General features: G+C 38.6%; 21 protein-coding genes, 1 pseudogene and 1 riboswitch. Of the genes and pseudogenes, 11 read left to right on the plus strand and 11 right to left on the minus strand.

All coding sequences use genetic code 11. The features are described from left to right. Nucleotides 1-272: 272 nt before the first annotated feature. The gene (cax, locus tag COE25_RS00410) at nucleotides 273-1,313 is read right to left on the minus strand and encodes a calcium/proton exchanger (RefSeq protein ID WP_088090326.1); all 1,041 of its coding nucleotides are present in this window, start codon (nucleotides 1,311-1,313) and stop codon (nucleotides 273-275) included. Between the two features lie 185 nt (nucleotides 1,314-1,498). Between cax and COE25_RS00415 the strand changes: the two are divergent. Together COE25_RS00415 and COE25_RS00420 are read left to right on the plus strand one after the other, a co-directional pair. Next, a pseudogene (locus COE25_RS00415) lies at nucleotides 1,499-2,676 on the plus strand (MFS transporter). 176 nt (nucleotides 2,677-2,852) lie between these two features. Further along, nucleotides 2,853-4,766, plus strand: coding sequence for a heavy metal translocating P-type ATPase (locus COE25_RS00420; protein WP_088085805.1), 1,914 nt, complete (start codon nucleotides 2,853-2,855; stop codon nucleotides 4,764-4,766). A 237-nt stretch (nucleotides 4,767-5,003) separates the two neighbouring features. Here COE25_RS00420 and COE25_RS00425 read toward each other — a convergent pair whose 3' ends face one another. Both COE25_RS00425 and COE25_RS00430 read right to left on the minus strand, forming a co-directional pair. Further along, nucleotides 5,004-5,840, minus strand: a complete 837-nt coding sequence (locus COE25_RS00425; protein ID WP_180247385.1) for a YihY/virulence factor BrkB family protein — start codon at nucleotides 5,838-5,840, stop codon at nucleotides 5,004-5,006. A gap of 14 nt (nucleotides 5,841-5,854) precedes the next feature. Further along, nucleotides 5,855-6,226: a YtxH domain-containing protein gene (locus tag COE25_RS00430; RefSeq protein ID WP_098930025.1), complete on the minus strand. Its 372-nt coding sequence runs from the start codon at nucleotides 6,224-6,226 to the stop codon at nucleotides 5,855-5,857. 237 nt (nucleotides 6,227-6,463) lie between these two features. Here COE25_RS00430 and COE25_RS00435 point away from each other — a divergent pair, with 237 nt between their 5' ends. After that, nucleotides 6,464-6,688 (plus strand): DUF1128 domain-containing protein, encoded by a 225-nt coding sequence (locus COE25_RS00435; RefSeq protein ID WP_066251264.1) that lies wholly within the window; start codon nucleotides 6,464-6,466, stop codon nucleotides 6,686-6,688. Between the two features lie 32 nt (nucleotides 6,689-6,720). On the opposite strand, the gene map is transcribed toward COE25_RS00435, so the two are convergent. Then, nucleotides 6,721-7,470 carry a type I methionyl aminopeptidase gene (gene map, locus COE25_RS00440; protein ID WP_098930027.1) on the minus strand — a complete coding sequence of 250 codons (750 nt, stop codon included), beginning with the start codon at nucleotides 7,468-7,470 and terminating at the stop codon, nucleotides 6,721-6,723. A 282-nt stretch (nucleotides 7,471-7,752) separates the two neighbouring features. Here map and COE25_RS00445 point away from each other — a divergent pair, with 282 nt between their 5' ends. Further along, entirely contained in the window at nucleotides 7,753-8,082 is a 330-nt protein-coding gene (locus COE25_RS00445; protein WP_088085802.1) for a helix-turn-helix domain-containing protein, read from the plus strand. Nucleotides 8,083-8,189: 107 nt separating this feature from the next. On the opposite strand, the gene COE25_RS00450 is transcribed toward COE25_RS00445, so the two are convergent. Continuing rightward, nucleotides 8,190-8,321, minus strand: coding sequence for an anti-repressor SinI family protein (locus tag COE25_RS00450; RefSeq protein WP_088085801.1), 132 nt, complete (start codon nucleotides 8,319-8,321; stop codon nucleotides 8,190-8,192). Nucleotides 8,322-8,351: 30 nt separating this feature from the next. After that, a riboswitch (cyclic di-GMP riboswitch) is annotated at nucleotides 8,352-8,441 on the minus strand. Between the two features lie 613 nt (nucleotides 8,442-9,054). Here COE25_RS00450 and COE25_RS00455 point away from each other — a divergent pair. Next, nucleotides 9,055-9,267, plus strand: coding sequence for a hypothetical protein (locus tag COE25_RS00455; protein WP_306572496.1), 213 nt, complete (start codon nucleotides 9,055-9,057; stop codon nucleotides 9,265-9,267). Between the two features lie 37 nt (nucleotides 9,268-9,304). On the opposite strand, the gene hutH is transcribed toward COE25_RS00455, so the two are convergent. Beyond that, nucleotides 9,305-10,831 carry a histidine ammonia-lyase gene (gene hutH, locus COE25_RS00460; RefSeq protein WP_098930029.1) on the minus strand — a complete coding sequence of 509 codons (1,527 nt, stop codon included), beginning with the start codon at nucleotides 10,829-10,831 and terminating at the stop codon, nucleotides 9,305-9,307. Between the two features lie 345 nt (nucleotides 10,832-11,176). Between hutH and COE25_RS00465 the strand changes: the two genes are divergently transcribed. The 3 genes from COE25_RS00465 (at nucleotide 11,177) to COE25_RS00475 (ending at nucleotide 16,218) form a co-directional block, all read left to right on the plus strand. Beyond that, nucleotides 11,177-13,267: a DNA topoisomerase III gene (locus COE25_RS00465; RefSeq protein ID WP_098930032.1), complete on the plus strand. Its 2,091-nt coding sequence runs from the start codon at nucleotides 11,177-11,179 to the stop codon at nucleotides 13,265-13,267. Nucleotides 13,268-13,370: 103 nt separating this feature from the next. Continuing rightward, a complete protein-coding gene (locus COE25_RS00470; RefSeq protein WP_098930034.1) occupies nucleotides 13,371-14,639 on the plus strand; it encodes an MDR family MFS transporter in 1,269 nt (422 codons plus the stop codon). A gap of 346 nt (nucleotides 14,640-14,985) precedes the next feature. Continuing rightward, on the plus strand, nucleotides 14,986-16,218 hold the full coding sequence (locus tag COE25_RS00475) for an aminopeptidase (RefSeq protein WP_098930036.1): 1,233 nt from the start codon (nucleotides 14,986-14,988) through the stop codon (nucleotides 16,216-16,218). A gap of 219 nt (nucleotides 16,219-16,437) precedes the next feature. Here the strand turns inward: COE25_RS00475 and COE25_RS00480 are convergent, their stop codons facing one another. The 3 genes from COE25_RS00480 to COE25_RS00490 are packed head-to-tail and all read right to left on the minus strand — an operon-like array spanning nucleotide 16,438 to nucleotide 18,708. After that, the gene (locus COE25_RS00480; RefSeq protein ID WP_098930038.1) at nucleotides 16,438-17,715 is read right to left on the minus strand and encodes a hypothetical protein; all 1,278 of its coding nucleotides are present in this window, start codon (nucleotides 17,713-17,715) and stop codon (nucleotides 16,438-16,440) included. A 13-nt stretch (nucleotides 17,716-17,728) separates the two neighbouring features. Next, nucleotides 17,729-18,115: a DUF6114 domain-containing protein gene (locus tag COE25_RS00485; RefSeq protein ID WP_098930040.1), complete on the minus strand. Its 387-nt coding sequence runs from the start codon at nucleotides 18,113-18,115 to the stop codon at nucleotides 17,729-17,731. Between the two features lie 17 nt (nucleotides 18,116-18,132). Continuing rightward, entirely contained in the window at nucleotides 18,133-18,708 is a 576-nt protein-coding gene (locus COE25_RS00490; protein WP_098930042.1) for a DUF6230 family protein, read from the minus strand. Between the two features lie 201 nt (nucleotides 18,709-18,909). Between COE25_RS00490 and COE25_RS00495 the strand changes: the two genes are divergently transcribed. From COE25_RS00495 to COE25_RS00505, 3 genes are all read left to right on the plus strand, one after another. Beyond that, entirely contained in the window at nucleotides 18,910-20,412 is a 1,503-nt protein-coding gene (locus tag COE25_RS00495) for a response regulator transcription factor (RefSeq protein ID WP_098930044.1), read from the plus strand. A gap of 77 nt (nucleotides 20,413-20,489) precedes the next feature. Further along, a complete protein-coding gene (gene mscL / locus COE25_RS00500; RefSeq protein WP_098930046.1) occupies nucleotides 20,490-20,885 on the plus strand; it encodes a large conductance mechanosensitive channel protein MscL in 396 nt (131 codons plus the stop codon). A gap of 48 nt (nucleotides 20,886-20,933) precedes the next feature. Beyond that, nucleotides 20,934-21,569 (plus strand): Bax inhibitor-1/YccA family protein, encoded by a 636-nt coding sequence (locus COE25_RS00505; RefSeq protein ID WP_098930048.1) that lies wholly within the window; start codon nucleotides 20,934-20,936, stop codon nucleotides 21,567-21,569. A gap of 189 nt (nucleotides 21,570-21,758) precedes the next feature. Here COE25_RS00505 and COE25_RS00510 read toward each other — a convergent pair whose 3' ends face one another. Then, nucleotides 21,759-23,507, minus strand: coding sequence for an aromatic amino acid hydroxylase (locus COE25_RS00510; RefSeq protein ID WP_257208665.1), 1,749 nt, complete (start codon nucleotides 23,505-23,507; stop codon nucleotides 21,759-21,761). 43 nt (nucleotides 23,508-23,550) lie between these two features. Continuing rightward, the gene (locus COE25_RS00515) at nucleotides 23,551-24,078 is read right to left on the minus strand and encodes an RNA polymerase sigma factor (protein ID WP_246869693.1); all 528 of its coding nucleotides are present in this window, start codon (nucleotides 24,076-24,078) and stop codon (nucleotides 23,551-23,553) included. Nucleotides 24,079-24,160 lie beyond the last annotated feature (82 nt).

Below are 24,160 nucleotides of genomic sequence, written 5' to 3' on the forward strand. Positions count from 1 at the left end.
AATCTGCTATCCATTTACCTAATTAATATTAAGGAGGTTGGGATTCCCGTCTTATATGAGATTCAACACTCGTGTTCATGTATCTAAATAAACATGAAGGTTGGTGATTGATGGCCCAAAGAAAAGCGATTGATACTTAACCCTACAAAAAAGTTATTTTATTATGATAGTCCAGGCAAGATGATTAACTCCGTACATGGAAGAATTTAAAAATAGTATATATTTCAAAGGAGACTCTAATCCATTAGGCTTAGAGTCTCTTTAATGTAAATTTAGAGTAAGTAAAAACCAATTCCCATAATCAAATAGGCTGCCAGTAAAGTTAACCCTTCAAACCAATTGGATTCTCCATCGTTGGAAATGACAACCATAAGGAGCACCGATGAAACCATCGCAATCAATTCCTGCCAGCTAAACAGAAGCGGCATCGTGGTATTAAACAAAAGAGAGATAAGAACAAGGACAGGTAAAACAAACATCGCCACTTGTAGGGTAGAACCGATCGCGATTTCCACCGCAATATCCATTTTGTTCTTAAATGCCATGACAATAGCAGAAGCGTGTTCTGCGGCATTACCAACAATTGCCACGATAATTACCCCGATAAATAATTCAGACCAACCAAGAGTATCCCCTACATATTCAAAGGTATGAACAAGACGCTCGGAAATGTATGCGACCGCCAATGTAGCGATGAAAAGAACGGCGATGGCCTTTCCTTTACCCCATTCTGGTACTTCTTCCTCATGAGCCACTTTTTCAGTACTGGGCTGATACACGCCTCGATGGGTAACCAACTTAAAAAATAAGGCTGCTAGATAAAGGACAATCAGAATGACCGATATGCCGACACTTAAGGAAAGTGTTTTTGTCTCATTCATATTCATCGAAAAAACCTCTGGAATAACAAAGGCGATTATAACAGCAAACATAAGTAGTCCCGAATTGTGACGTGCATCGTACACATTAAATGTCTGCCTCTTAAATTTTAATCCTCCAATAAAGAAAGATAGTCCTGCCACAAGTAGTAAATTGCCTAACACGGAACCCGTTAATGAGGCAAGAACAATACCAACAAGTCCTGCCTTCAACGAAAAGATAGAAATAATAAGCTCAACCGCATTTCCGAAGGTTGCATTTAATAATCCGCCTATTCGTGGGCCAGCAACAATTGCGAGACTTTCTGTTGCCCTCCCCATAAAACTGGCTAGTGCAACTATTGTTAAGCAATAAATTATAAATAAGATGATATTTGACCAATGCATGAGTGAGCCAATAACTGAAAGTGGCACCCCAATAAGTGTCATAAGCATAAAAATCTTGTTCACCGTATTCCCTCCAAATTCTCGGATTTCTAATATATATATTTTTTCCTTTTGTACCCTAATTTACCTAAACTAATCATAAAAGTCTAGGGAGTTTGTTCACTTGCAAATGGCGGATTTTCTCGTTACCATCATTTAGGAACTATTTAAAAATATTTGAATGAGGAAGTTCTATGAATATTAATAACCTTCGTTTTTGGATTCTTGTTAGTATTGTTGCCATATCTGGTTTTTCGCAAGGCATGCTGTTGCCACTCATCGCAGTAATTTTTGAAAAAAGTGGCGTTTCACCTTCTTTAAATGGCTTAAATGCTACAGCACTTTATATTGGAATTCTACTTGTGTCCCCTTTCATGGAAATGCCTCTCAGAAAATACGGTTATAAACCGGTTATTATCTATGGTGGCGGGCTCGTAATTGTTTCACTTGCTTTATTTCCATTATGGGAGACATTTTGGTTTTGGTTTGCTCTTCGATTACTGATTGGCATTGGCGATCATTCCCTCCATTTTGCCACACAGACTTGGATGACTTCCTCCTCCCCAGCTGCAAAGAGGGGACGTAATATTTCTCTATATGGTCTGTTCTTTGGGATTGGTTTTGCCTCCGGGCCATTAATGATACCATTAGTAAACGTAAATCAATCACTGCCCTTTATTGTTTCCTCGATTTTATGTTTTATTGGCTGGGTCTTTGTTTTTACTCTTAAAAATGAACTGCCTGAACAAGAAGTTGGGATCAATTCATTCCTAGCCACAATCAAGCAGTTTAGAAAGGCATTAAAATTTGGATGGGTTGCTTTCTTACCCCCATTCTCTTACGGCTTTTTAGAATCCTCCTTAAACGGAAGTTTTCCTGTCTACGCATTAAGAATGAATATAGATGTATCCAGTGTTTCAATGGTGTTATCTGCATTTGCAATCGGCAGTATTATTACCCAGCTTCCGTTAGGAATTATAAGTGATAAGTATGGGCGCAAAAATATCTTAATAACTATTCTTTTTCTTGGTTTTTTCAGTTTTACAGCTGCAAGTTTTTTTGAACATTCCTTTATTGGGCTGTTTGTAGCTTTCCTCATTTCTGGGATGATAGTCGGTTCGACCTTTTCGCTTGGCATTAGTTACATGACAGATTTAGTTCCAAAGAACTTGCTATCGACAGGAAATTTGTTATGCGGCATTTTTTTAGTCTAGGCAGCCTAAGTGGTCCAATCATCGGGGGATTGTTCATTAAATTCACAGAAAATGTGAGTTTCTTCTATATCATTAGTACAATGCTTTTGATCTTATCAATTATCATTTTTGCTTTTGGAAAAAAGACTTACTTGGCTTTTGAACAACAAAATTCTTAATCCACGATTGTGGAGCAAATTCATATCTAATGCATAAAATATGTGGTAAGATGAAAGAAAATAAAGAAAAAATTAAGAATTGTTGCTGTCATCCCTTTGATGACAGCTTTCGTATTTTTTAAGGGGATTGATTTTGATTATTCTTATCAACTAGGAAAATGAGAGGGGGAGATCCTATGAATTCAGAAGCAAAGACTCTAACAAAGAGTATTCACAAAGTAGGTTTCTTAGAAAAAATCAAACCGCATGCAGAATTGATTGCTGCTGGATTAAGCGGTGGATTCATTGCTGCTGGCTGGTTATTGGATAAGTACGGAGATGGAGCAGATTCCATTATTGCTTACCTGCTGGCATTTGTAATTGGCGGGTTTGCCAAGGCTAAAGAAGGCATTGAAGCCACTTATGAAAATAAAGAATTAAATGTGGAAATGCTAATGATTTTTGCTGCCATAGGTTCAGCAATTATTGGTTACTGGACAGAGGGTGCCGTTCTAATTTTCATTTTTGCTGTAAGTGGAGCATTAGAAACCTATACCATGAATAAAAGCCACAAGGAAATTTCCTCTTTAATGAAGCTTCAGCCCGAGGAAGCCTTGCTCATCTCAAGTGGTTATGAAAAAAAGGTTCCTGTTTCAGTGCTTCGTGTCGGTGATTTTATTTTAATTAAGCCTGGGGAACGAGTTCCTTCTGATGGAATCATTATCAAAGGACAAACGAATATCGACGAAGCAGCTATTACTGGTGAATCCATGCCTGTTTCAAAAGGAACTGAGGAGGATGTTTTCGCGGGCACCGTTAACATGACTGGTTCAATTACTGTTAAAGTGACAAAAGCGAGTCATGATACCCTCTTCCACAAGATCATACAGCTTGTTCAATCAGCTCAAAGCGAGAAATCACCCTCACAGCTGTTTATTGAACGTTTTGAAGGAACCTATGTAAAAGTAGTCCTATCCGTTGTTTTATTAATGTTTTTCCTCCCACACTTTATGTTAGGCTGGAGTTGGCAAGAGGCCTTCTACAGAGCAATGATATTATTGGTGGTTGCATCCCCATGTGCCCTTGTTGCTTCTATTATGCCGGCCACTTTATCCGCCATATCAAATGGAGCGAGACATGGGATATTGGTTAAAGGTGGGGTTCATCTTGAAAATTTAAGCCATCTAGGGGCCATCGCATTTGATAAAACGGGAACACTTACCAAAGGGAAACCAGAAGTATCTGAAGTGATTGTTAAGGAAGGGCTTGATCGAGAGGACCTTATTTGGAAAGCTGCTTCAATTGAAAGCCATTCTAACCATCCGCTTGCAACCGCGATAGTGAATTATGTTAAATTGAGCATTAATAAGGACCTCCTTTATCCAGAAAGTCTTGAGGATGTTCCAGGCTGGGGTGTTAAAGCGACAATTAACGGTGAGAAGTGGAAAATTGGTAAAGCTGCCTTTATTGGCAATAATCATGTTGAAAAGTTTGCTGAAGGTAAGGCAAAGGATCTTGCAAGTCTTGGCAATACACTTGTATACATTGAAATAAATGGTGAACTGAGTGCGATCATTGCCATGAAGGATGTAGTTCGCAAGGAAACAAAACTTGCCATTGATCATTTAAAAAAGCAAGGTATTCATACGGTCATGCTTACTGGGGATAGTGAAAAAACAGCACGAGCGATTTCCTCTGAAAGCCATGTAGATGAATTTTTCGCCGAATGCTTACCTGAGGTAAAAGTAGAAAAACTTAAGGAATTGAAAGAAAAGTATAAAACTGTGGCAATGGTAGGTGACGGGATTAATGATGCACCTGCGCTAGCAATTGCCAATGTCGGTATTGCCATGGGCGGAGGAACTGATGTTGCCCTTGAGACTGCTGATATTGTCCTCATGAAAAATGATTTGCCGCGAATTGCCGAGGCCATCGATCTTTCCAAACGCATGAACAGAATCATTAAACAAAATGTGGTTTTCTCCATAACTGTAATCATGATCTTGATCGCATCGAATTTCTTTCAGATGCTCGATTTGCCATATGGAGTAATCGGTCATGAAGGCAGTACCATTTTAGTCATTCTAAATAGTCTTCGATTACTTAAATAGTGAAAAACCGGATGAACATTCATCCGGTTTTTTTATTTTTATATGGGATTTAACCCATTAGTGATAGCCATTCGAGCCGTTCGCAGACCCCGAAGTTTTATTTCCTTTACTACCTTTACCTTTTTGCTTTGTACCGCCATCTTTTTTGGTCTTCTTTGTCATAATAAGAACCTCCCTGAAGTTAGTTAGCCTTCTATCTTAGTTTGTACAGATGGGCTATTTTCATGAAGGAAACTATTAGCAATTCTTACGATTCTTTTCACTATAAAAAGCATTAATTTCTCCACCTAATATAATAATAAATGCCGATATGTATAACCAAATCATTAAGACAATAATTGCCCCTATACTGCCATAGGTGAGCGAATAATTACTGATATTTCCAACATAAAATGTTAATCCAATCGAGGAAATAATCCAGCCCACGGTAGCAAAAGCTGCCCCTGGAAAGGCACTACGGCATTTTATTTTTACGTTCGGTGCAATCCAATACAATCCTGTAAAAATGAGAAACAAAATAATAGCACTAACCAGCCAGCTTAATGTATCCCATACCTTAATAAATTCTGTCGTGTAGCCCATTTGAGAAAATAAAAAAACACCTATTTCTCTGCCGAATACAGGAAGAACAATCGCCAGAATTAATACAAAAATCATTCCAAAAGTTAAAAGAATAGCCATCCCTCTTGAGACAATAAACGAGCGACTTTCCTTTACATTATATGCCTTATTAAAAGCCTTCACAATCGCATTAATACCGTTCGATGACGACCAAATCGTACCGATGATCCCGAACGATAACAACCCGCCATTCCGATGATTCATTATGTCATGGACGTTTTTTTCAATTAGGTCCATGGCCTCGACAGGCGCAAAATCCCTTACGATCCCAAGCATATCCTGATGGGGAATTGGAATATATGGAAGGAGTGTAAATAAAACAATCAGGAGCGGGAACAGGGACAGTAGAAAATAATATGCTAGCTGTGCACTTAATCCAGGTAAATCATCTTCATCGACCCGGTGCCAAAGTAATTTTAATAAAGATGAGCGAACATTCCCCACCTTTTCCATTTCCATCCTCCTTTTTATTGGATTTTTCCTTCTTCACCTAATACTTCATTTAAAAGGATTTCTTCGTCACTTTTTTTGAAGGTATCCTTCGTTTCTTTTAATATGTCCGTTACCTGAGGAGTCATATCCCGTAACTCTTCCACTTTATCTGTTATATAAGATATATCCTCACTGACCTGCTTAACTGTGGTCTTTATTTTTTCTGCAGTTTCCTTCACCTTATCAGTAATCTCTCCTGGATTTTTCATGATATAGGTAACCTTAGTAGTAGTTTTTTGTACGTTTTCTTTCATCACTTCACGTGTTTGTTTATCTAAAAGGCTGATTGCTCCGCCAGCAAGTGCTCCAATTAACACCCCGCGCCAAAATTGATTTTTCTTTGTCATGTTAACGTCTCCCTTAATCATAATTATTATTATCATTAATAATACCCGATGATAATAATACCAAAACCCTCTTTCATTTATTTTGCTTCATAGAGGATGGCCACGCAAGTCCAACTGATATTTTTATCCATTTTTTTTGGGTTACTAAATTGGGAGTCTTTCCTAGGAATTTTATATTGACATATAATTTTCAACATGAAAAGATGGACATATTAACTCACGGAAAGGGTGACCCAAATGAATTTATCAGAAAAATCGATTGAGAATGTCGAATATATGATTGAACAAATTAAGGAAAAGCTAAAGGTCCTAAACCTTGGAGCCATAAAACCTTCGCATTTTGATGAAGAAATGTACGAGGAATTAAAAGAGATTTATGATATGGTACTTAGAAAAAATTCATTTAGTCCTAATGAAATGCAGGCCTTAGTAGAAGAGCTTGGAAGCCTCCGAAAAAAATAAGCTAAAAACCCGTTANNTAACGGGTTTTTAGCTTATTCCTGTTCAGTTAAGATGACAGGTCCATCCTTTGTAATCGCAAGTGTATGTTCGTATTGTGCTGAATATTTCCCATCAATGGTCCTGGCTGTCCAGCCATTGTTGTCCATCTTCGTTTGGTATCTTCCTACATTAACCATGGGTTCAATTGTAAAGACCATACCTTCTTTAATTCTTGCGCCTTTTCCTGGCAGCCCGTAGTGTGGAACATCCGGCTTCTCATGTATCACTGCTCCAATCCCATGGCCAATAAAGTCTCGAACAACAGAAAAACCTTCACTTTCAACATAGGTTTGAATTGCGTGTCCGATATCCCCAATTCGATTGCCGACAATCGCCTGTTCTATCCCTTTATAGAGTGCTTCCTTTGTAACATTTAATAGACGTTCGGTTTCCTCAGATACCTTTCCTACTGCATAAGACCAGGCGGAATCAGCCAAAGCACCATTGTAATTGACAACCATATCCACTGTCACAATGTCCCCATCTTTTAAAGGTTCCTTCCTTGGGAAGCCATGGCATATTTCGTCATTTATGCTTGCACAGGTTGCATATTCATAACCCTTATAACCCTTTTGTTCTGGTGTCGCTCCATTTTTCTTAAGAAATTCTTCAACAAATACATCGATTTCCCAAGTGGTTATACCTGGTTTGATTAATTTTCCGATTTCTTTATGACAAGCTGCAAGTATTTCTCCTGCCTTTTTCATTGCTTCAATTTCACGTTGTGATTTAAGGACAATCATTTTAGGAGGGTCCCCTTCCTTTTTGTTTATTTTTATGTATAATATTCATAATTGTTATCCGTCTATACGCAAAAACTTTTAGTGAATTATACAATTAACCACTATTGGCAACACTATTAATATTAACCCTATCCTGTTAATTTTTCAAAAATACTTTATATGGTGAAACTTTTTCTCAAAGTTCATATTTTTGTTCATATTCCTTTGTTCTTAATATGGTACTTTTCTATTCCTTTTGATAGAATTAATGAAAAGAGAATAATAATTAGGTGTGTGAGAATTATGATCGGTGATCGCGTAAAAAAATTTCGCTTAGAAAAGAAAATGTCACTTTCCGAACTTGCTGCTCAAGCAGGAGTGGCAAAATCTTATTTAAGTAACCTTGAAAATAACAAACAAGAGAATCCTTCTATAAAGTTTCTTGAAAAAATTGCAGTTGTCTTAAATATTCCTGTTGATCATTTAATACATGAAGAAGTCAATAAAGCGGAATTAGACATTGATTGGATGAATCTTGTCAAAGATGCAATGAATTCTGGTGTTTCCAAAGAACAATTTCGTGATTTTCTTGAATTTAACAAGTGGCGTATTAATCAAAACGACGATAAATAATAACCTGCTTTTTAAAAGGTCTTTTTCAATTTGAAAAAAGAAAAGCATTCTACAAATACTCCCATTTGTAGAATGCTTTTTTATTTATGTATACTGTCGTTCCATGATTAACTCATTACTTCTTGTTGGCTAAGGAAGTCACGAACTGCTTTTATGGATAATCCCAAGTCTTTTGCTTCTAATATGAGGTCCATCCATTCTTGATCGATTACTTCTACTTCACTTTTTGTAATAATCATTTTTCTCACTCCTAAAATACATTGTGTATTCCAGGTAGCCCGGCCATCGTAACAAGTTAAACCTGCCTTAGATCCTCGGCTTTGCGTCCCTGCTTTTCAACAGGTTTGCCTTTTTCTGAACTAATACAACTTAAGTATGACTGTATTAGCCAATCGTTCTTTTGTGATAGGTCAATTTACTTAATCCTTATTGATATTATATCTAGTGCTATTTTAGTAGGGTGTTGTAATTTGTCGTATTATTTAAATTTTCACACATTTTTTTCTAACAAATTATGCCATATATCTACAAAAATATCCCAATTACTGCCTAACTCCTTTGATGTTCCATGTCTAAGGTCTAGAGCTTTAGACGAAATTCCTTGCCATTTCATTATTTCCTAGTGGAAACTAAAATGGTTTTACAAACATATGACTTAAAGATTTGTCTAAACTGTGACAATTAGCATATAATTAAACAACATAATAATAAACTTAATATTGTTAATATTCAAAATAATGGTGGTGAAGCATTGCGATGACCCTTATTCATGTATTAAACTTTTCCATTCCGATTGCGTTTATTGTGTTTGCTGGGTATGTATTAGACCGCATGTGTAAACCAGATCCCCCAAAAGATAAAGCTGGTGAAGAGTGAATCTATTTATAGATTCCACTTTCAGGCAGCTTTTTCTTTTTTAATAGTAATTATTTTCACTCCAATCAGGGAATGCTACTTTTGATGACGAAAGGAGTGTTGAATTTGGCACGTGGAGAACATTTTGAACATAAAAAGAAAAACCACCCAGGTAATTTTCCAAAAGACAGTTTAACGGAAAAGCATGCGAAACAAGCAATTGGGGACGAAGAATTTTTAGTGGTAAGGGAAGCCTTTAAAAATCGAGTGGAAGATGAGGATGAATATCGAGGAGATACTGCTCGTTTACTAAATGACCAGACAGAATAAAAGGCGTGAGCACTCACGCCTTTTTATATTTTATATCCTAGAATGGGCCTTTTTCCATACTTAAATTTCTAATAAAATGTGAAAATTCAATTGTTTTAAGCCAATTAGCTGCTTTTTCGATGTCCTTGGAAAACACCCTGTCTTGTTTAATCGAAGCTACCTGTTCGCGGCCCTTATCATAAAAAACCCTGGTATGAGATGCCATTTTTTCGATCCCGCGAATTTCAACCGCCTGCATGGCACAAATTAGTTCAATTGCGATAACTCTGCGTGCGTTCTGGATAATTTGATAAGCATGCCTAGAAGCAATTGTTCCCATACTTACATGATCCTCTTGATTTGCGGAAGAGGGAATCGAGTCGACACTGGCAGGATGTGCGAGTGTTTTATTTTCTGAAACAAGCGCTGCTGCCGCATATTGCATAATCATTGCACCCGATTGCAAACCAGGTTCAGGACTTAGGAAAGCCGGTAAATCATTTAGCTGTGGATTGACTAATCTTTCAATTCGTCTTTCCGAGATATTTGCTAGTTCCGCTACGGCAATCTTCATAAAATCCATCGCAAAAGCTATGGGCTGTCCGTGGAAGTTCCCACCAGATATCACCTTTTCTCCATCATCAAAAATTAATGGATTATCCGTTGCAGCATTCATTTCGATCTCTAATTTTTCTTTCACATAATCCAAGGCCTGCCAAGATGCCCCGTGAACTTGTGGAATGCAACGGAGAGAATAAGCATCTTGAACCCGTAACTCGCCCTGCTGTGTTGTCAATAAACTATCGCTTAAATAACGACGAATTCTCGCGGCTGTGTCAATCTGCTGTTTGTATCCCCTTGCGACATGAACTTCTTCTGCAAATGCATCGATAATTCCGTTTAACCCTTCCATTGTCATTGCAGCAATCAGCTCACTTTCATGTGCTAACTGTTCTGCCTCCAAGTAACCAATAACACCCATTGCTGTCATCGCTTGAGTACCATTAATTAGAGCTAGACCTTCTTTTGCTTCCAAGGTTACGGGTAAAATCCCTTCTAACTGGAGGGCATCAAAAGCATCGATTTGCTTACCTTTGTAAAATACCTCTCCTTCCCCAATTAGAACTAAGGCAAGGTGAGAAAGCGGGGCTAAATCACCGCTCGCACCAAGGGAACCTTGCTGTGGGATGACAGGAATGATATCTTTATTCACTAACTCTAATAACTTTTCAATGACAATAGGTCTGACTCCAGAAAAGCCCTTTAGTAGTGCGTTAGCCCGAAGAAGGACCATGGCTTTAGAAACAATTTCCGGAAAAGGTTCACCTACCCCGCACGCATGGGAACGAATTAAATTAAGCTGCAGGTCTTGAACATGATTCTTATCGATAAGTACATCGCTGAATTTTCCAAATCCAGTCGTAATTCCATAAACTACCTTTGATTCTGAAACAATTCTTTCTACTGCTTCACGGCTCTTCTTGACAGCTTCCATACTCTTGTCTGAAGCATTAACCTTTTGCTTGCCATATAATACATCTTTCATCTGCTCTAACGTTAAGCTTCCACCTGTAAGTGTGATCATATTGTCTCTCTCCTCTACCACTGTAGTATAATAAAGAAAGAGGCTGGATTCCGAATCTATTTGATTTGGAGTCCAGCCTCTTTTATGATTACTTGATTGAATATTATTAGATGTCTCATGGGATCATTCCATTCTTTAATTATCTTATTGATAATTATTGTATGTGATGAAAAGCTTATCTGTCAATTAAATTTTCTGAATTTTAGCACGATAACACTTTAGTACGATAATAATAAAAAGCGGAATCGCCGGTTTAGCGGCGTATGAGCTACAACGATTTAAAATAAAGGAAAGTTCCGTTATACTATAAAAAGGTCAAATTGGATTTACCCGAAAGGAGTAATTATGAAATCTCTCGTACTTGCAGAAAAGCCAAGTGTGGCTCGTGAACTTGCTCGTGTCCTTGGCTGCAATCAAAAACATAAAAGCTATATGGAAGGCAATCAATATATTGTCACATGGGCCCTTGGACACTTAATCGAATTAAAAATGCCCGAGCATTATGACACGAAATATAAAACATGGAATTTGGAAGATTTACCGATCATTCCACAAAAAATGGGCTTGATGGTCATGAAGCAAACAAACCATCAATTCCGTGCCATTGAAGCGTTAGCCAAACGAAAAGATATTAACGAATGTATCATTGCAACGGATGCAGGTCGGGAAGGCGAACTGGTTGCCCGCTGGATTCTTGAAAAGCTCCACTGGAACAAACCTTTAAAAAGATTATGGATTTCTTCACAAACAGATAAGGCTATAAAGGATGGGTTCAAACAATTAAAACCAGGCAAACAGTTTGAGGACCTCTACCATTCAGCAGTTTGCCGAGCAGAGGCTGATTGGTTAATTGGTCTAAATGTGACAAGAGCATTGACCACCAAATACAAGGATCCTCTATCTGCGGGTCGGGTTCAAACCCCTACGCTTGCACTTGTTCTTGAGCGTGAGCAGCAGATTCAATCCTTTGTACCAAAGGAATATTGGACAATTCGGGCAGAAATCGGCCCGCTTTCAACTGATTGGGAACGAGACAATGAAAAGCGCATTTTCGAAAATGTAAAAGCGGAAGCGATCCAATCGAAAATCAATGGAAAAAAAGCTGTGCTTGAAAAAATTGAGCGAAAGAAAAAATCAGAGCCGCAGCCTCTACCCTATGATTTAACAGAGCTACAGCGTGATGCCAATAAGCGATTTGGATTTTCTGCAAAAAAAACTTCGACAGTCTTACAGCGTCTTTACGAGCAATACAAATTAGTTACTTATCCAAGAACCGATTCACGCTATTTAACAACAGATATGATGAACACAATGACAGACCGCCTGCAAGGAATGGCTTCTGGATATAGAGATGAAGTCCGCCCTCTTCTTGCAAATAGGGGTACTGTGCTTGCCAAACGCGTTTTTAACAATGACAAGGTATCGGATCACCATGCCATTATTCCTACGGAACAACGGCTGAATCTTAGCGAACTCGATTCAGATGAAAGAAAACTATACGATATCATTGCCAGACGTTTCTTAGCCTTGTTTTTACCTGCTTATGAATTTGAAACCATTCAGGCTACCTTCAAGGTAGAAGGTGAGACATTTACAGCAAAAGAAACAAATGTAATCGATTTGGGCTTTAAGAAAGTCTTAGGAAAAGAAGATACTGAACATGCTGTAACTGGCTTGCAAAAATTAGCCCAAGGTCAGTCCTTTACGGTTAAAAATAGCTCCATCAACCAAAAATGGACCGAACCACCGCAGCGTTATTCTGAAGCGGATGTTCTAGCTCAAATGGAGAAATTCGGTTTAGGAACCCCAGCAACCAGAGCAGAAATTATTGAAAGACTTGTGGAAACAGAAGTTGTTGAACGGCAAAATGGGCGCTTCCATCCAACGAAAAAAGGCAAACAACTAATCGACCTTGTCAATGATGAATTAAAATCACCAGAATTGACGGCCAAATGGGAGCAGGAATTGGAACGAATCTCAAAAGGAAAGGCAGACCCAAAAGCCTTTTTACAAAAAATTCGCCGTCAAACAGAGCAGCTGGTTTCTGAAATTAAAACGAGCGACAAAACGTACCGTGCCCACAATTTAACCGGATCGAGATGTCCGGAATGTAACGAATTCTTAAAGGAAAGAAATACAAAGGATGGAAAAATTCTTGTTTGCTCAAGTCCTGAGTGTTCATTTCGGAAAAGAAAGGACCCGAAGCTTTCCAATCGCCGCTGTCCACAGTGCCATAAAAAAATGGAGATTCATGACGGGAAAGCAGGCGCCTACTTCCAATGCCGCCGATGCAATGTCGTTGAAAAAGCAGAAGACAAGAAAAAAGCAGTTAATAAGAAAGAAGCACAAAAACTTGTCCAGAAATATACGCAAAAAGAGGATTTTGGAACAAGCTTAGGTGATTTACTGAAACAAGCCTTAAAAAATCAAGACTAACCATAATGGTAAGCACAATCCATGTGCTTACCATTTCTGCTGTATGTTCGTCCAGTTAGATAGTATGATGGTATGGTCAAAAATTTAGAAACGAGGACAATGTATGAGGATTAGGGATTGGGATCCTAATTTAAAAGTTCGCCTGTTTAGCGAAGGGATGATGAACATTACCTTTTGGATGTTTTTTCCTTTCTTAACGATCTATTTTGCAGAAGAGTTCGGTAAAAGTAAAGCAGGATTATTACTAGTTTTCTCACAAATTTTTTCTGTATTGGCTAACCTTATGGGCGGATACTGTGCCGACCGGTTCGGGCGGAAACGAATGATGGTTTTGTCCGCTATCGGTCAGGGACTTTCGTTTATAGCCTTTGCCTTCGCAAGTTCCCCCTGGTTTCAATCCCCATGGATGGGGTTTGCAGCCTTTGCAGTCGCCGGTGTGTTCGGTTCTTTTTACTGGCCAGCCAGTCAAGCGATGGTCGCAGATGTTGTCGATGAAAAAGATCGAAGTAATGTGTTTGCTATTTTTTATACATCTATTAATATTGCAGTTGTGATTGGCCCTATTCTAGGTGCTATTTTTTATGTTCATTATCGGTTCCAACTCTTACTTGTAGCTGGGATAGTATGTATTTCTTTGGGACTTATATTAGCCAAATGGATTCGAGAAACGGTTCCGGTTAAAAATAACGCATTTTCGCCTGACGGGAAATGGTATTACTTTTTAAAAAATCAACTGAAGGATTATTCACTGATTGTTAAAGATAAAACCTTTCTGCTCTTTATTCTTGCTGGGGTATTAGCTGGGCAAACATTTATGCAATTGGACTTATTAATTCCAGTTTATATAAAGGATGTCTTCGAATCTCAAAGTCTTTTTTCATTAGGGAATTGGACGTTTTCGGTTAATGGTGAGCAGGCATTTGGATTGGTGCTCGCGGAAAATGGTTTCCTCGTTGCCTTGTTGACCGTTATCGTCACAAAGTGGATGAGTAAATATTATGAACGGAATGTATTTGTTCTCTCGTCTGTTGTTTACGCCATTTCCATTATTCTTTTTAGTCAAACCACGTGGATTTGGGGGTTAATGGTTGCCATGGCGGTTTTCACATTCGCTGAATTAATGGGGGCTGGGCTCCAGCAAAGCTTTGTGTCGAGACTTGCTCCTGAGCATATGCGAGGTCAATATTTCGCGGCTGCTAGCTTACGATTTACAATCAGCCGTACCATTGCACCGCTTGCCATTCCACTGACGGTTTTGCTTGGTTATGGTTGGACATTTTCCGTCATAGCAATTCTTGCTCTTTCAAGTGCTGGGATGTATTGGGTAATGTTTTATTCGTTTGAAAAGCAAAAAATAGGAACACAGATGTAAAAAAGGGTCAATAATTCATAAAAAATTGTACTAAAATGTTCACATTTGCCTAATTTGTATTATAATTAACTTACAAAAGTTAATATTATAAGGGCGGTGGAAACAATGGAATTATCCCAGTTCATGGCTCCAACTTCATTGTCAGGAATTATTACATTTTTAGTCCTATTTTCCACAGGTGTTTATTTAAATATAAAAGTATACAGCAGTAAGTTACAGTAAAGATGAAAATCTTTACTATTTTTTTGTTTTTATCAGGTATCATTTTGCGTAATGGCTTTCAGTTTCTTTTTCCAATTGGAAACGCTACAATAAAGGAAGATTCAGAAGAAAGGGAGACGTACATATGAGTGAATTTCAAAAAAACCTTGAAAAATATGCTGAACTAGCCGTTAAAGTGGGCGTAAATGTTCAGAAAGGTCAAACCTTAGTCGTAAACGCCACCTTAGATGCGGCCGAATTTGTTCGTCTGATTGTTAAAAAGGCATACGAAACTGGTGCACAAAATGTCATCGTTAACTGGAACGACGATACCGTTACGAGAACAAAATATGACTTAGCTCCTGAGGAGGCATTCCTTGAGTACCCTGTTTGGCGTGCCAAAGAAATGGAAGATCTAGCAGATCAAGGCGCTGCCTTTATGTCGGTTATTTCCACTAGCCCTGATTTGCTAAAAGGCGTGCATCCAGAACGGATTGCCAACTTCAATAAAGCTGCTGGAAAAGCACTCGCGAATTACCGGAAGGCAGCACAATCAGATAAGGTAAGTTGGACTGTTATTGCAGCTGCCGCGCCGGCATGGGCAGCTAAAGTTTTCCCGGATGAGCCTGCTGAAAACCAAGTAAGCAAACTTTGGGATGCGATTTTCAAAGCCGTGCGTGCAGACGTTAAAAATCCAGTAGAAGCTTGGAAAAAACATGATGAAACCCTTCATGAAAAAGTTCATTATTTAAATGAAAAAAGATACCAAAAGCTCCATTACACAGCTCCTGGTACAGATTTAACAATTGAACTTCCTGAAAAACACATCTGGGTGGGCGCAGGCAGTGTAAATGAGAAAGGCTTCGAGTTTATGGCCAACATGCCGACAGAAGAAGTGTTCACTGTTCCTTATAAAACAGGTGTTAATGGAACAGTTGCTAGCACAAAGCCTTTAAGCTATGGTGGAAATATTATTGACCGCTTTTCGATTACGTTCGAAAATGGAAAAATTGTTGGGGTAAAAGCCGAAGAAGGCGAAGAAATCCTTAAGCGTCTTGTCGATACAGACGAAGGCTCACATTATCTTGGGGAGGTTGCACTTGTACCATATAACTCACCCATTTCCCAATCAAATGTCCTTTTCTTCAATACATTGTTTGATGAAAATGCCTCAAACCATTTAGCGATCGGCAGTGCCTATGCTTTTTGTGTTGAAGGCGGCAAGAAAATGTCTTCCGAAGAATTGAAAGAGAACGGTCTGAACGAAAGTATCACCCACGTTGATTTCATGATTGGTTCCACGGAGATGGACATCGATGGAATCACTGCTGATGGAAAAACAGAACCCGTATTTCGAGGCGGAAACTGGGCTTTTTAACAAGGAAAGCGCAAGCGCCCTGTTCAGCGGCGTATGGCCTGGAGCACTCCAACTGAGATAAAGGAAACACGAAGAGCCAAAGGCGATTCGATGTTGACTTATCGTAGGGCGGAGAGCGAAGGACACTAGCCGCTAGGGCGCTGGAGCTAGACAGTTATCTAAGTTCAGAAACTTATACTTTATCACTGAACAAAAGAGCAGGACTCCCTGCTCTTTTTTCTATGGTGAGAAGATAATGGCCCCATCCTTTTCTTTTGCAATTATTTCATGCATTTTATTCAGCTGTTTAATAGGATCCTCCGGAATTACTTTCCCTAATAAATCAATAAGACCGAGCGATTTTAATAAACCCACTTCCCAGACTTGAAGTTCTTTTGTTAGTGATATTTGACCTCGGCAGACACTACTCAAAGGTATTTTCTTTTCAATCGCTTCATCAATTAATGACAAGGCCAGTTCCTTATTAATTACCCCTTTTGCATCCTCCATTTGTTCACAAACGGATTTTACGATCTGTTCCACCATATTTGTAGTTCCGCTGACGACTGGGTCAAGCGGTTTTGTTACAGGCTCAAATGGCCTCAAAACTGGCTCAAATGACTTTGCTACAGGCTCAAGTGGCTTCAAAACTGGCTCAAGCGGTTCTGTTACAGGCTCAAGTGGCCTCAAAACTGGCTCAAATGACTTTGCTACAGGCTCAAGTGGCTTCAAAACTGGCTCAAGCGGTTCTGTTACAGGTTCTAAAGGTTTTAATATTGGCTTGAGCGGTTCAACTATCGATTCCAATGATTTTGGAACCGTTTTCAATGGATGAGTCACCACTTCAAACACATCTTCAACCGGTTCAGTGATTTTACCAACCCCATCATCTGATTCAACTATTTTGGAACCAGCTTCACACGTGAGAGGCATATGTCCACTTGAAATTTTATCAAGCTCTTTATCCAATTGATGAAGTGGAAGAGAGCTTAAATCTTGAATAATTTTCAGCCTTTCGGGCTTGGGTGCAGTTGATTGACCGGAAACCGTATTAAGAACTAACTGCTTAATAATACTATTCTCTGATTCCATGAAATGAGCCACCATGACCACCTGCTCCATCCCAAGCTCTGGAACAGTTTCTAATGCCTTTACACAAGCCCCTTTAAAGACAAAAGCCGATGTATCAACAGTCATATTCCTTACACTAACAGGTCCATTTGCTTTTAAACTAATACTTACAGGACCCTTTGGGGAATTTACCTGCTTGGTTAATTTCATTCCATAAATTATTGCGGATTTATAATGAAAACGCAGCATTAGTTTACCACTATTTGTAGAGGTTTCTTGTTTAATGATGTTTGCAGTCATTCCCGAACCAACGACTCGGTCTGCCTCAATTACAAAACCATCTGTAGTTTGTTCTTCCGCCTTAACTGTTCCACCATTAGCGAAAATTGTTAATAACATCAACGGGAGACATAAGCTTAACAAGATCATCTTGCTTTTCCACCACATATTTTGATCTCCTTTAGAAAGTCTGGGCCGTTTTTTCCATCTCAGTTGGGGGTGTTACTTTTACTTTGACTGGTGCGAGACGCCAGGCCATCAGCAATGCTCCCCCGATGATGCCAAATATCGTGCCAAAAAGAAACCCTCCTAATGCTCCAATAACAGAAAGTATTGATAGAAAAATAGTAAAGATTCCTAGAATTTTAGAAGCATTTGGAAAGAATATGGCCACAATTCCAATCAATATAAGTAGTCCACCAAAAAGTAAGCCTATGATAGCTATCGACCCTGGAAGGAATGTACTTAAATATAGGTTTAAAGGCACCCATGAAATCATGAGTCCGCTGATTATGGTAATCAAAGCACCCCACAGCGGCCGGCTTTTTCGCCATTTAGTAAATCCCATCTACTTTCCTCCATTCCTTATTTCTTATTAATCTTTTCAACTGTCAGCCTCATCCCGTTCATATTAATCGTTTTCTGAAACAGATAGTGTGTTTTAAGCTTTGCATGCTCTAAGGTAATTTTCGAGGAGGTTTGTTGGAATTGTTTTTGCCAATCATCGCTATGATTTTCTTTTAGCGCTAAGTTTTGGAATTTTGCATCGGCTTCAATAAGACCTGCATCGTGTTGCAGTCCGGTAATCTGTACAGGTTTGGAGGCGGTAATCTTGACTCGGATCCAATGTCCGCCAACCTTGAAATCCTTGTATAATTGCAACTTATCAATTGTCAAATTTTCTATTAAATTTGTGCCTTGTGGAGCCGAATCTTCACTGCTTGTTTCACCCATTTTTGGAAAAAAGGTGTAGCCATTCCCTTCCAATTTATCAAACTCTACATAAAAGTCGCCCACACCAGCAATTGGGACAGCATATGCTACTCCCGAAATCCCAAATGAGACTAATAGCAGCACTAATACCAGAATTCCCGACCCTAATGCTGACCAGAAAACCCTTTTACTTGTCATCCCCTCAAAAAGCTGAATTGAATTTTCCATAATCGCTCACCTACTTTCTGAATTTTTTAATAATATTCTTTTTAATACCTTACTACGGTTATTTCACCGCCACAATCACGAAATATATCGTATTAAATCTTGTACCCCGTCAAATGTCGGGTACGGATTACTACTACGGACATATCGAAAAAATTTATACCGAAGAATATTAAAACGGTTATTGGTGGAGGTGGAACCAACATGGAGCACAAAGTGGAACAGCTTATTCAAAAAGGACTATCCATTCTTATTGGGCTTAATGAACCATTTATGAAAGAATGGAAGGAAGTTCTATCCACATTAAAATACCGAAAGGACAGTTTAGTGGATGAATTTAATGTCATCATCCAGATTGCCTTCCAACAAGTATTTAACGATAAAATCCCTAGTGTAGACTCCTTCATCCTTTCCCTGCTTGCTGAATGGAAAAATCGTTTCGCCACCAAATATGATGAAAACGAGTCAATATTCTTGTTAACAACGATTGAAAATATATTTCATAAGCTGTTATCTGAAAATAAATCTTCCACATTTCTCGATCATCAGGGAGTCCAATCCTTTTTTTCGAGAATACTTGACCAGACGTTGTTAACACAAGATATAGAAGATCGGAATGAGAAATGGATAAAAACTATTATCGCTACTAACGTCATTCCAATCAATTGGATAGCTGTCGTTAATAAGGGACAGGATGATTATCAGGTGGATAGTGTTGCCTGTTCTGAACTAAATCAAGTAGATACCCCTTTAATTGAAATGTCCAAAGGTTTAAAGGCAAGTCAAATCGACCACTTATCTACAGCGATTGCCAGACTATTAGGAACAAGCAGCGACGAGGCTTCCATTGTCCAAATTCCTTGTTTGAATGACACCCTGATAATAGGTCTGCTACATAAAGACTATCCTCTCAGCAATCATGAAATCGAATTTATTAGGGGGATGTATTTACGCCAGCTAAAACTACATCATCTTGAAAGTAAGATGGAATGGAAAGATGCATCACTCCTCTTCTTACAGCACTTGCTACGTACCCGAGGTGCGGATGAGGCGGTTAAGGCGATTACTAAAGGTTTAGTAGAATATATGCCTTTTAATCGCTGTGCCCTATTTATGTATAATCCATATGAGGACAAAGGAATCGGAGTTTCTGGATATAATGTAAGCAACGCCACTATTCAGCAAATTAGGGAAGAATTATTTAAGCTCCCCCTACTAAAAAAATATTTTCATAAACTAAATCATTCTCAGCCCCTTTATTTTGCAGATGCTGCTGAAGTATTACCGAAAAAATATGTCCAGGAATATAATTTAAAGTCACTAGTGATATTACCAATATTTGTCCCAACAAAAAGCAAACTGATCGGTATTGCCCTTTTGGACAAAGGGGAAGAGTCTCAATTTAAAGTTTCTATTCAAACCTTGGCCACATTAATAAAATTTGGGCATTATGCAGGGGAATTGCTTTTTTCTATTGGAGATGAGGCACTTCAACAATTTGCGAACTCCAATGGCGTCTTAACACAACGTGAGAAAGAAGTTTTAAAATTGATCGCCGAGGGTGCATCTATCAATGAGGCTGCAACGGTTCTTCACCTAAGCAGCTATACGGTTCGTGATTATATTTCTATCATCATTCAAAAATTAGCTGCAAAGAACCGGATTGATGCAGCAGTAAAAGCAATAAAGATGAACTTAATTTCATAATAAATTGTTTGCTATTTTACTTGGTTTATCGTTACAATGTACAATTAAATAAGAAGTGAGTTTGGAGGATATTTTTTATGTGGAATGAATTTAAACAGTTTGCCATGAAGGGCAATGTCATCGATTTAGCCGTCGGGGTTATTATCGGTGCAGCATTTGGAAAAATAGTGTCATCTCTTGTCGCCGATATAATTATGCCCTTAGTTGGGGTAATCATTGGAGGCGTTGATTTTGATTTTTCTAATCTTGCCTATGGAAAATTAAAATATGGCCAATTTATTCAAACGGTTGTTGATTTCTTAATCATTTCTTTTTCAATTTTCTTATTTGTGAAGTTTCTTAACCGATTTAAAAAGAAAGAGGAACCAGTAGCGGTTGTTGCGAAAGTCGACCGAACGGAAGAACTTTTAGCAGAAATTCGCGATTTATTAAAAGAAGATAAAGATTTTTTAAGAAAAAATGAAACATCTTGACCATATCATCGTATATGTTAGTAATAAATAATTTTTGAGGTGAAAAATTTGTATACTCAAACATCTACTGAATTTTTGCCATCTGTTTTACGAACATTTGCCCTTTCGCTTGCGATTGCTTTCTTGGGTACAATGGCAGGAGTATTTGTTCCATCTAGCCTATTTATGCCATTAGCTATTTTAGAATTTGTTATGCTCATGGTTGCCTTCTTTTTCAGACGCAAAAAGGCAATTTCTTATTCATTCTTATACATTTTTACATTTATATCTGGAATAACCCTTTACCCTATCGTAGCTTATTATTTAGCTACTGCAGGTGCAAACGTGGTGGTTATGGCATTCGCCAGTACAACGGTTGTTTTTACAGGTGTTGCTATTTATGCGACTAAATCAAAACAAAACTTTTCCTTTTTAGGAGGATTCCTGCTTGCTGCCTTGCTTGCATTAGTGGCGATTTCCATTTTTAATATCTTCTTTCCATTAGGCTCTACAGGGATGCTAGCGTACTCCTTTATCGGCGTATTAGTATTTAGTGGGTATGTCCTCTTTGATTTCAGCCGAATGAAGCATTACGGGGTAAGATCGGAAGAAGTTCCATTGATGGCATTAAACCTATACTTGGATTTTATTAACCTTTTCGTCAGCATCCTTCGTATTTTGGGGATTCTTTCAAGCAAGGATTAACTAGAAAAGCGGAAGCGTCCGTTTAGCGGCGTATGGACTGGAGCGCTCCAACTGAGATAAAGGAAACACGGTGAGCGGAGTGAGCCGATGTTGACTTATCGTAGGGCGGAGAGCGAAGTCCACTAGACGTTGGGCGCTGGAGCTAGACAGTATGAGAAAGGAGCTTGGGTATCCAAGCTCCTTTTACTTTTAGCTATTATATATTAACGTGAATCCGCGCTGAATCACCTGCTTTATTGATTTTTCCCAGTTTTTTTTCAGTAACATTTCAGTTATACGCTTAACGTTGGGATGGCTGCCATTGTGCTTCTTATAGAGTTCTAGTATTTCAAGCCTCAATAACCACTCATTGGGGTACTGCTTATCTAAGGTTAATATTACTTCTTCCAAGCTGGACCAACTCTGTTCATTCCACACCGGACTCTCACGTAAACTGCGGATTTCCTCATATAGCTTTTCTAGTTGATTCCAACTCTGCTGCACTACTGTTTCCTCTACAACATTTGTTTCCTCTATTGCTGGCCAGTCAAAGTAACCGTCTGGATCAGCCGCGCCTGCAAAAACAGAGGTAATTTCTGCCCCCACCGCCATATCATAGGTCCCCCAAGATGGTTCAAAAAGGACTTGATCCTTGAATTTTACTTGGCAATCCTTAAATGAGATTAAGATCGGCTTACCTGCAGACAACAAAATAGTCTTCACGGTTCCCTTTACATTGACACCACTTTCAAATTTCAAATCTGCTTCGCTTCCTTCAATAATGCCTAAATCCTTTAATTGATCAAGCGAGCTATTCTCCATTACCTTCTTTCCTTCAAGTCTTCCTATGGGTGTCCCAAAGCCTTTATGATGTGTCTCTCTGCCATGGTCCACTAATTGTTTCTGATCCAGCGATAGTGCTGTAGATCCCTTCGTTCTGATATAAACAGCTTCCCCTTTATCATCCTTCAAAATCGTTGTTAGTGTGCCGGTCACTTGCAACCCTGAAGAGAAGACAAAGGTTGCGAGATTATCAGATTGCAAAGCCTTTTCTAGGCTTTCCGTTCCACCTTTTTGAAATGCCATGGTAGAAGCAAATTGATCAATAGCCGCTGCTAGTTCATCAAAGTTCTTACAAACAAATAGTTGCGGCTGCGGCTTTGTGACATCATATGGGGTCTTAATACATTCTTCTATTGAAAATGGGATCTTTTTGACATCATCAGCAAGACAACTTTGACTCTCACCTACTGATGATAGTAGGCCAGCTCCATAAATTTTCGGATTCTTTATGTCACCAACTAATCCATATTCTACCGTCCACCAAAAAAGCCTTGAAACTTGATCGGCCTCTGATAGACCTTTGACCTTCTTTCTAGCTTCTGCTACCAGTCTTTCTGCCTCTTTAACCTGCTCTGGTGTAGAATTTGGATCTTCGGCAACAATCGTTAAATGACGAACTGCTTTAAATACCTCTAGCTTCTCTTTACTTGAGAGTGCTTTTGCTCCCATTTCGCCGATTTTCTTAACAAATTCCCGATAGGATTTATCTAATAAAATGGGCGCGTGTCCAGCTGCCTCATGGATCATATCCGGTGCAGGTGTATAGGCAATATTTTGTATTTTTCTTATTTCCGTTGCAATTGGTAAAATACAATTTGCCAGAAAGCCATAAAACGCTGTGCCAGGAATTAACCCAGCAATCGTGACGGCCCCCCAGCCCACTTTGGCTAGACTGGAATTCATGTCATCTACTTTTGGAATCGATTCTGTTTTAATTCCTGAATCGTTTAGGCCATTCACATATGCAGGATGGGCGATATCTTTTAAAAAGTAATGATTTTGTTTCATGACAAAACGCCATACCGCATGATCGATAGGCGTATAACGGTTGTAATATTGCTTTGAAATATACGGAAGTAACTGTACCGGAGACCTTTTTGTTTCATTTCCTGTCATCTTCAACATTCTCCTTTGCAAAGAATATTCTTTGATGAAGCAATTATGCGAGTGATTGCATTTTTGGGCGAAGTCTCTCCTTCGCTCTTTTCATTCTTGTTTTTACTGTCGACATTGGCAGATTACTTTTCTTCGCGATTTCAATGAGTGAGAAATTTTGATAGTAATAAAGATAAATAGGATAACGGTAAATTTCCGGTAATAGGTTTACCTTTTCAGCCATCTGTTCAGCAGAAAATTTATGTAAGACTTCCTCTTCTGGAATGACGCTTGGTTCGAATGAGGCTGAATAGGAATAAACTCCTTCCTTCCAAAATTGCTTAGATTTATTTTCCTTCCGCCAATAATCACGGCATTTATTGATTGCAATCGTAAAAAACCAGCCTTTGTATTTAGATTGCTCTTTAATTGAAGGATATGCTAAATATGCTGAGAGTAATACCTCTTGATAGATGTCCTCTGCAAGTTCTTTATGCTTCACTAAAGACAAAATATATTTATAAATGGATCTTCCATGTTCCAATACCACTTCTTCAAATGATGGGACAATTCCAGCAAGCATGTTCTCCATCCTTTCCATCTTTAAAATGATCTACATTCTATTAGACGGAATTGACAGCATTCCCCCCTACAGTTATACAGAAAATTTCTCA

Source organism: Bacillus sp. AFS031507 (genome assembly GCF_002584635.1).
Lineage (GTDB): Bacteria > Bacillota > Bacilli > Bacillales > Cytobacillaceae > Neobacillus.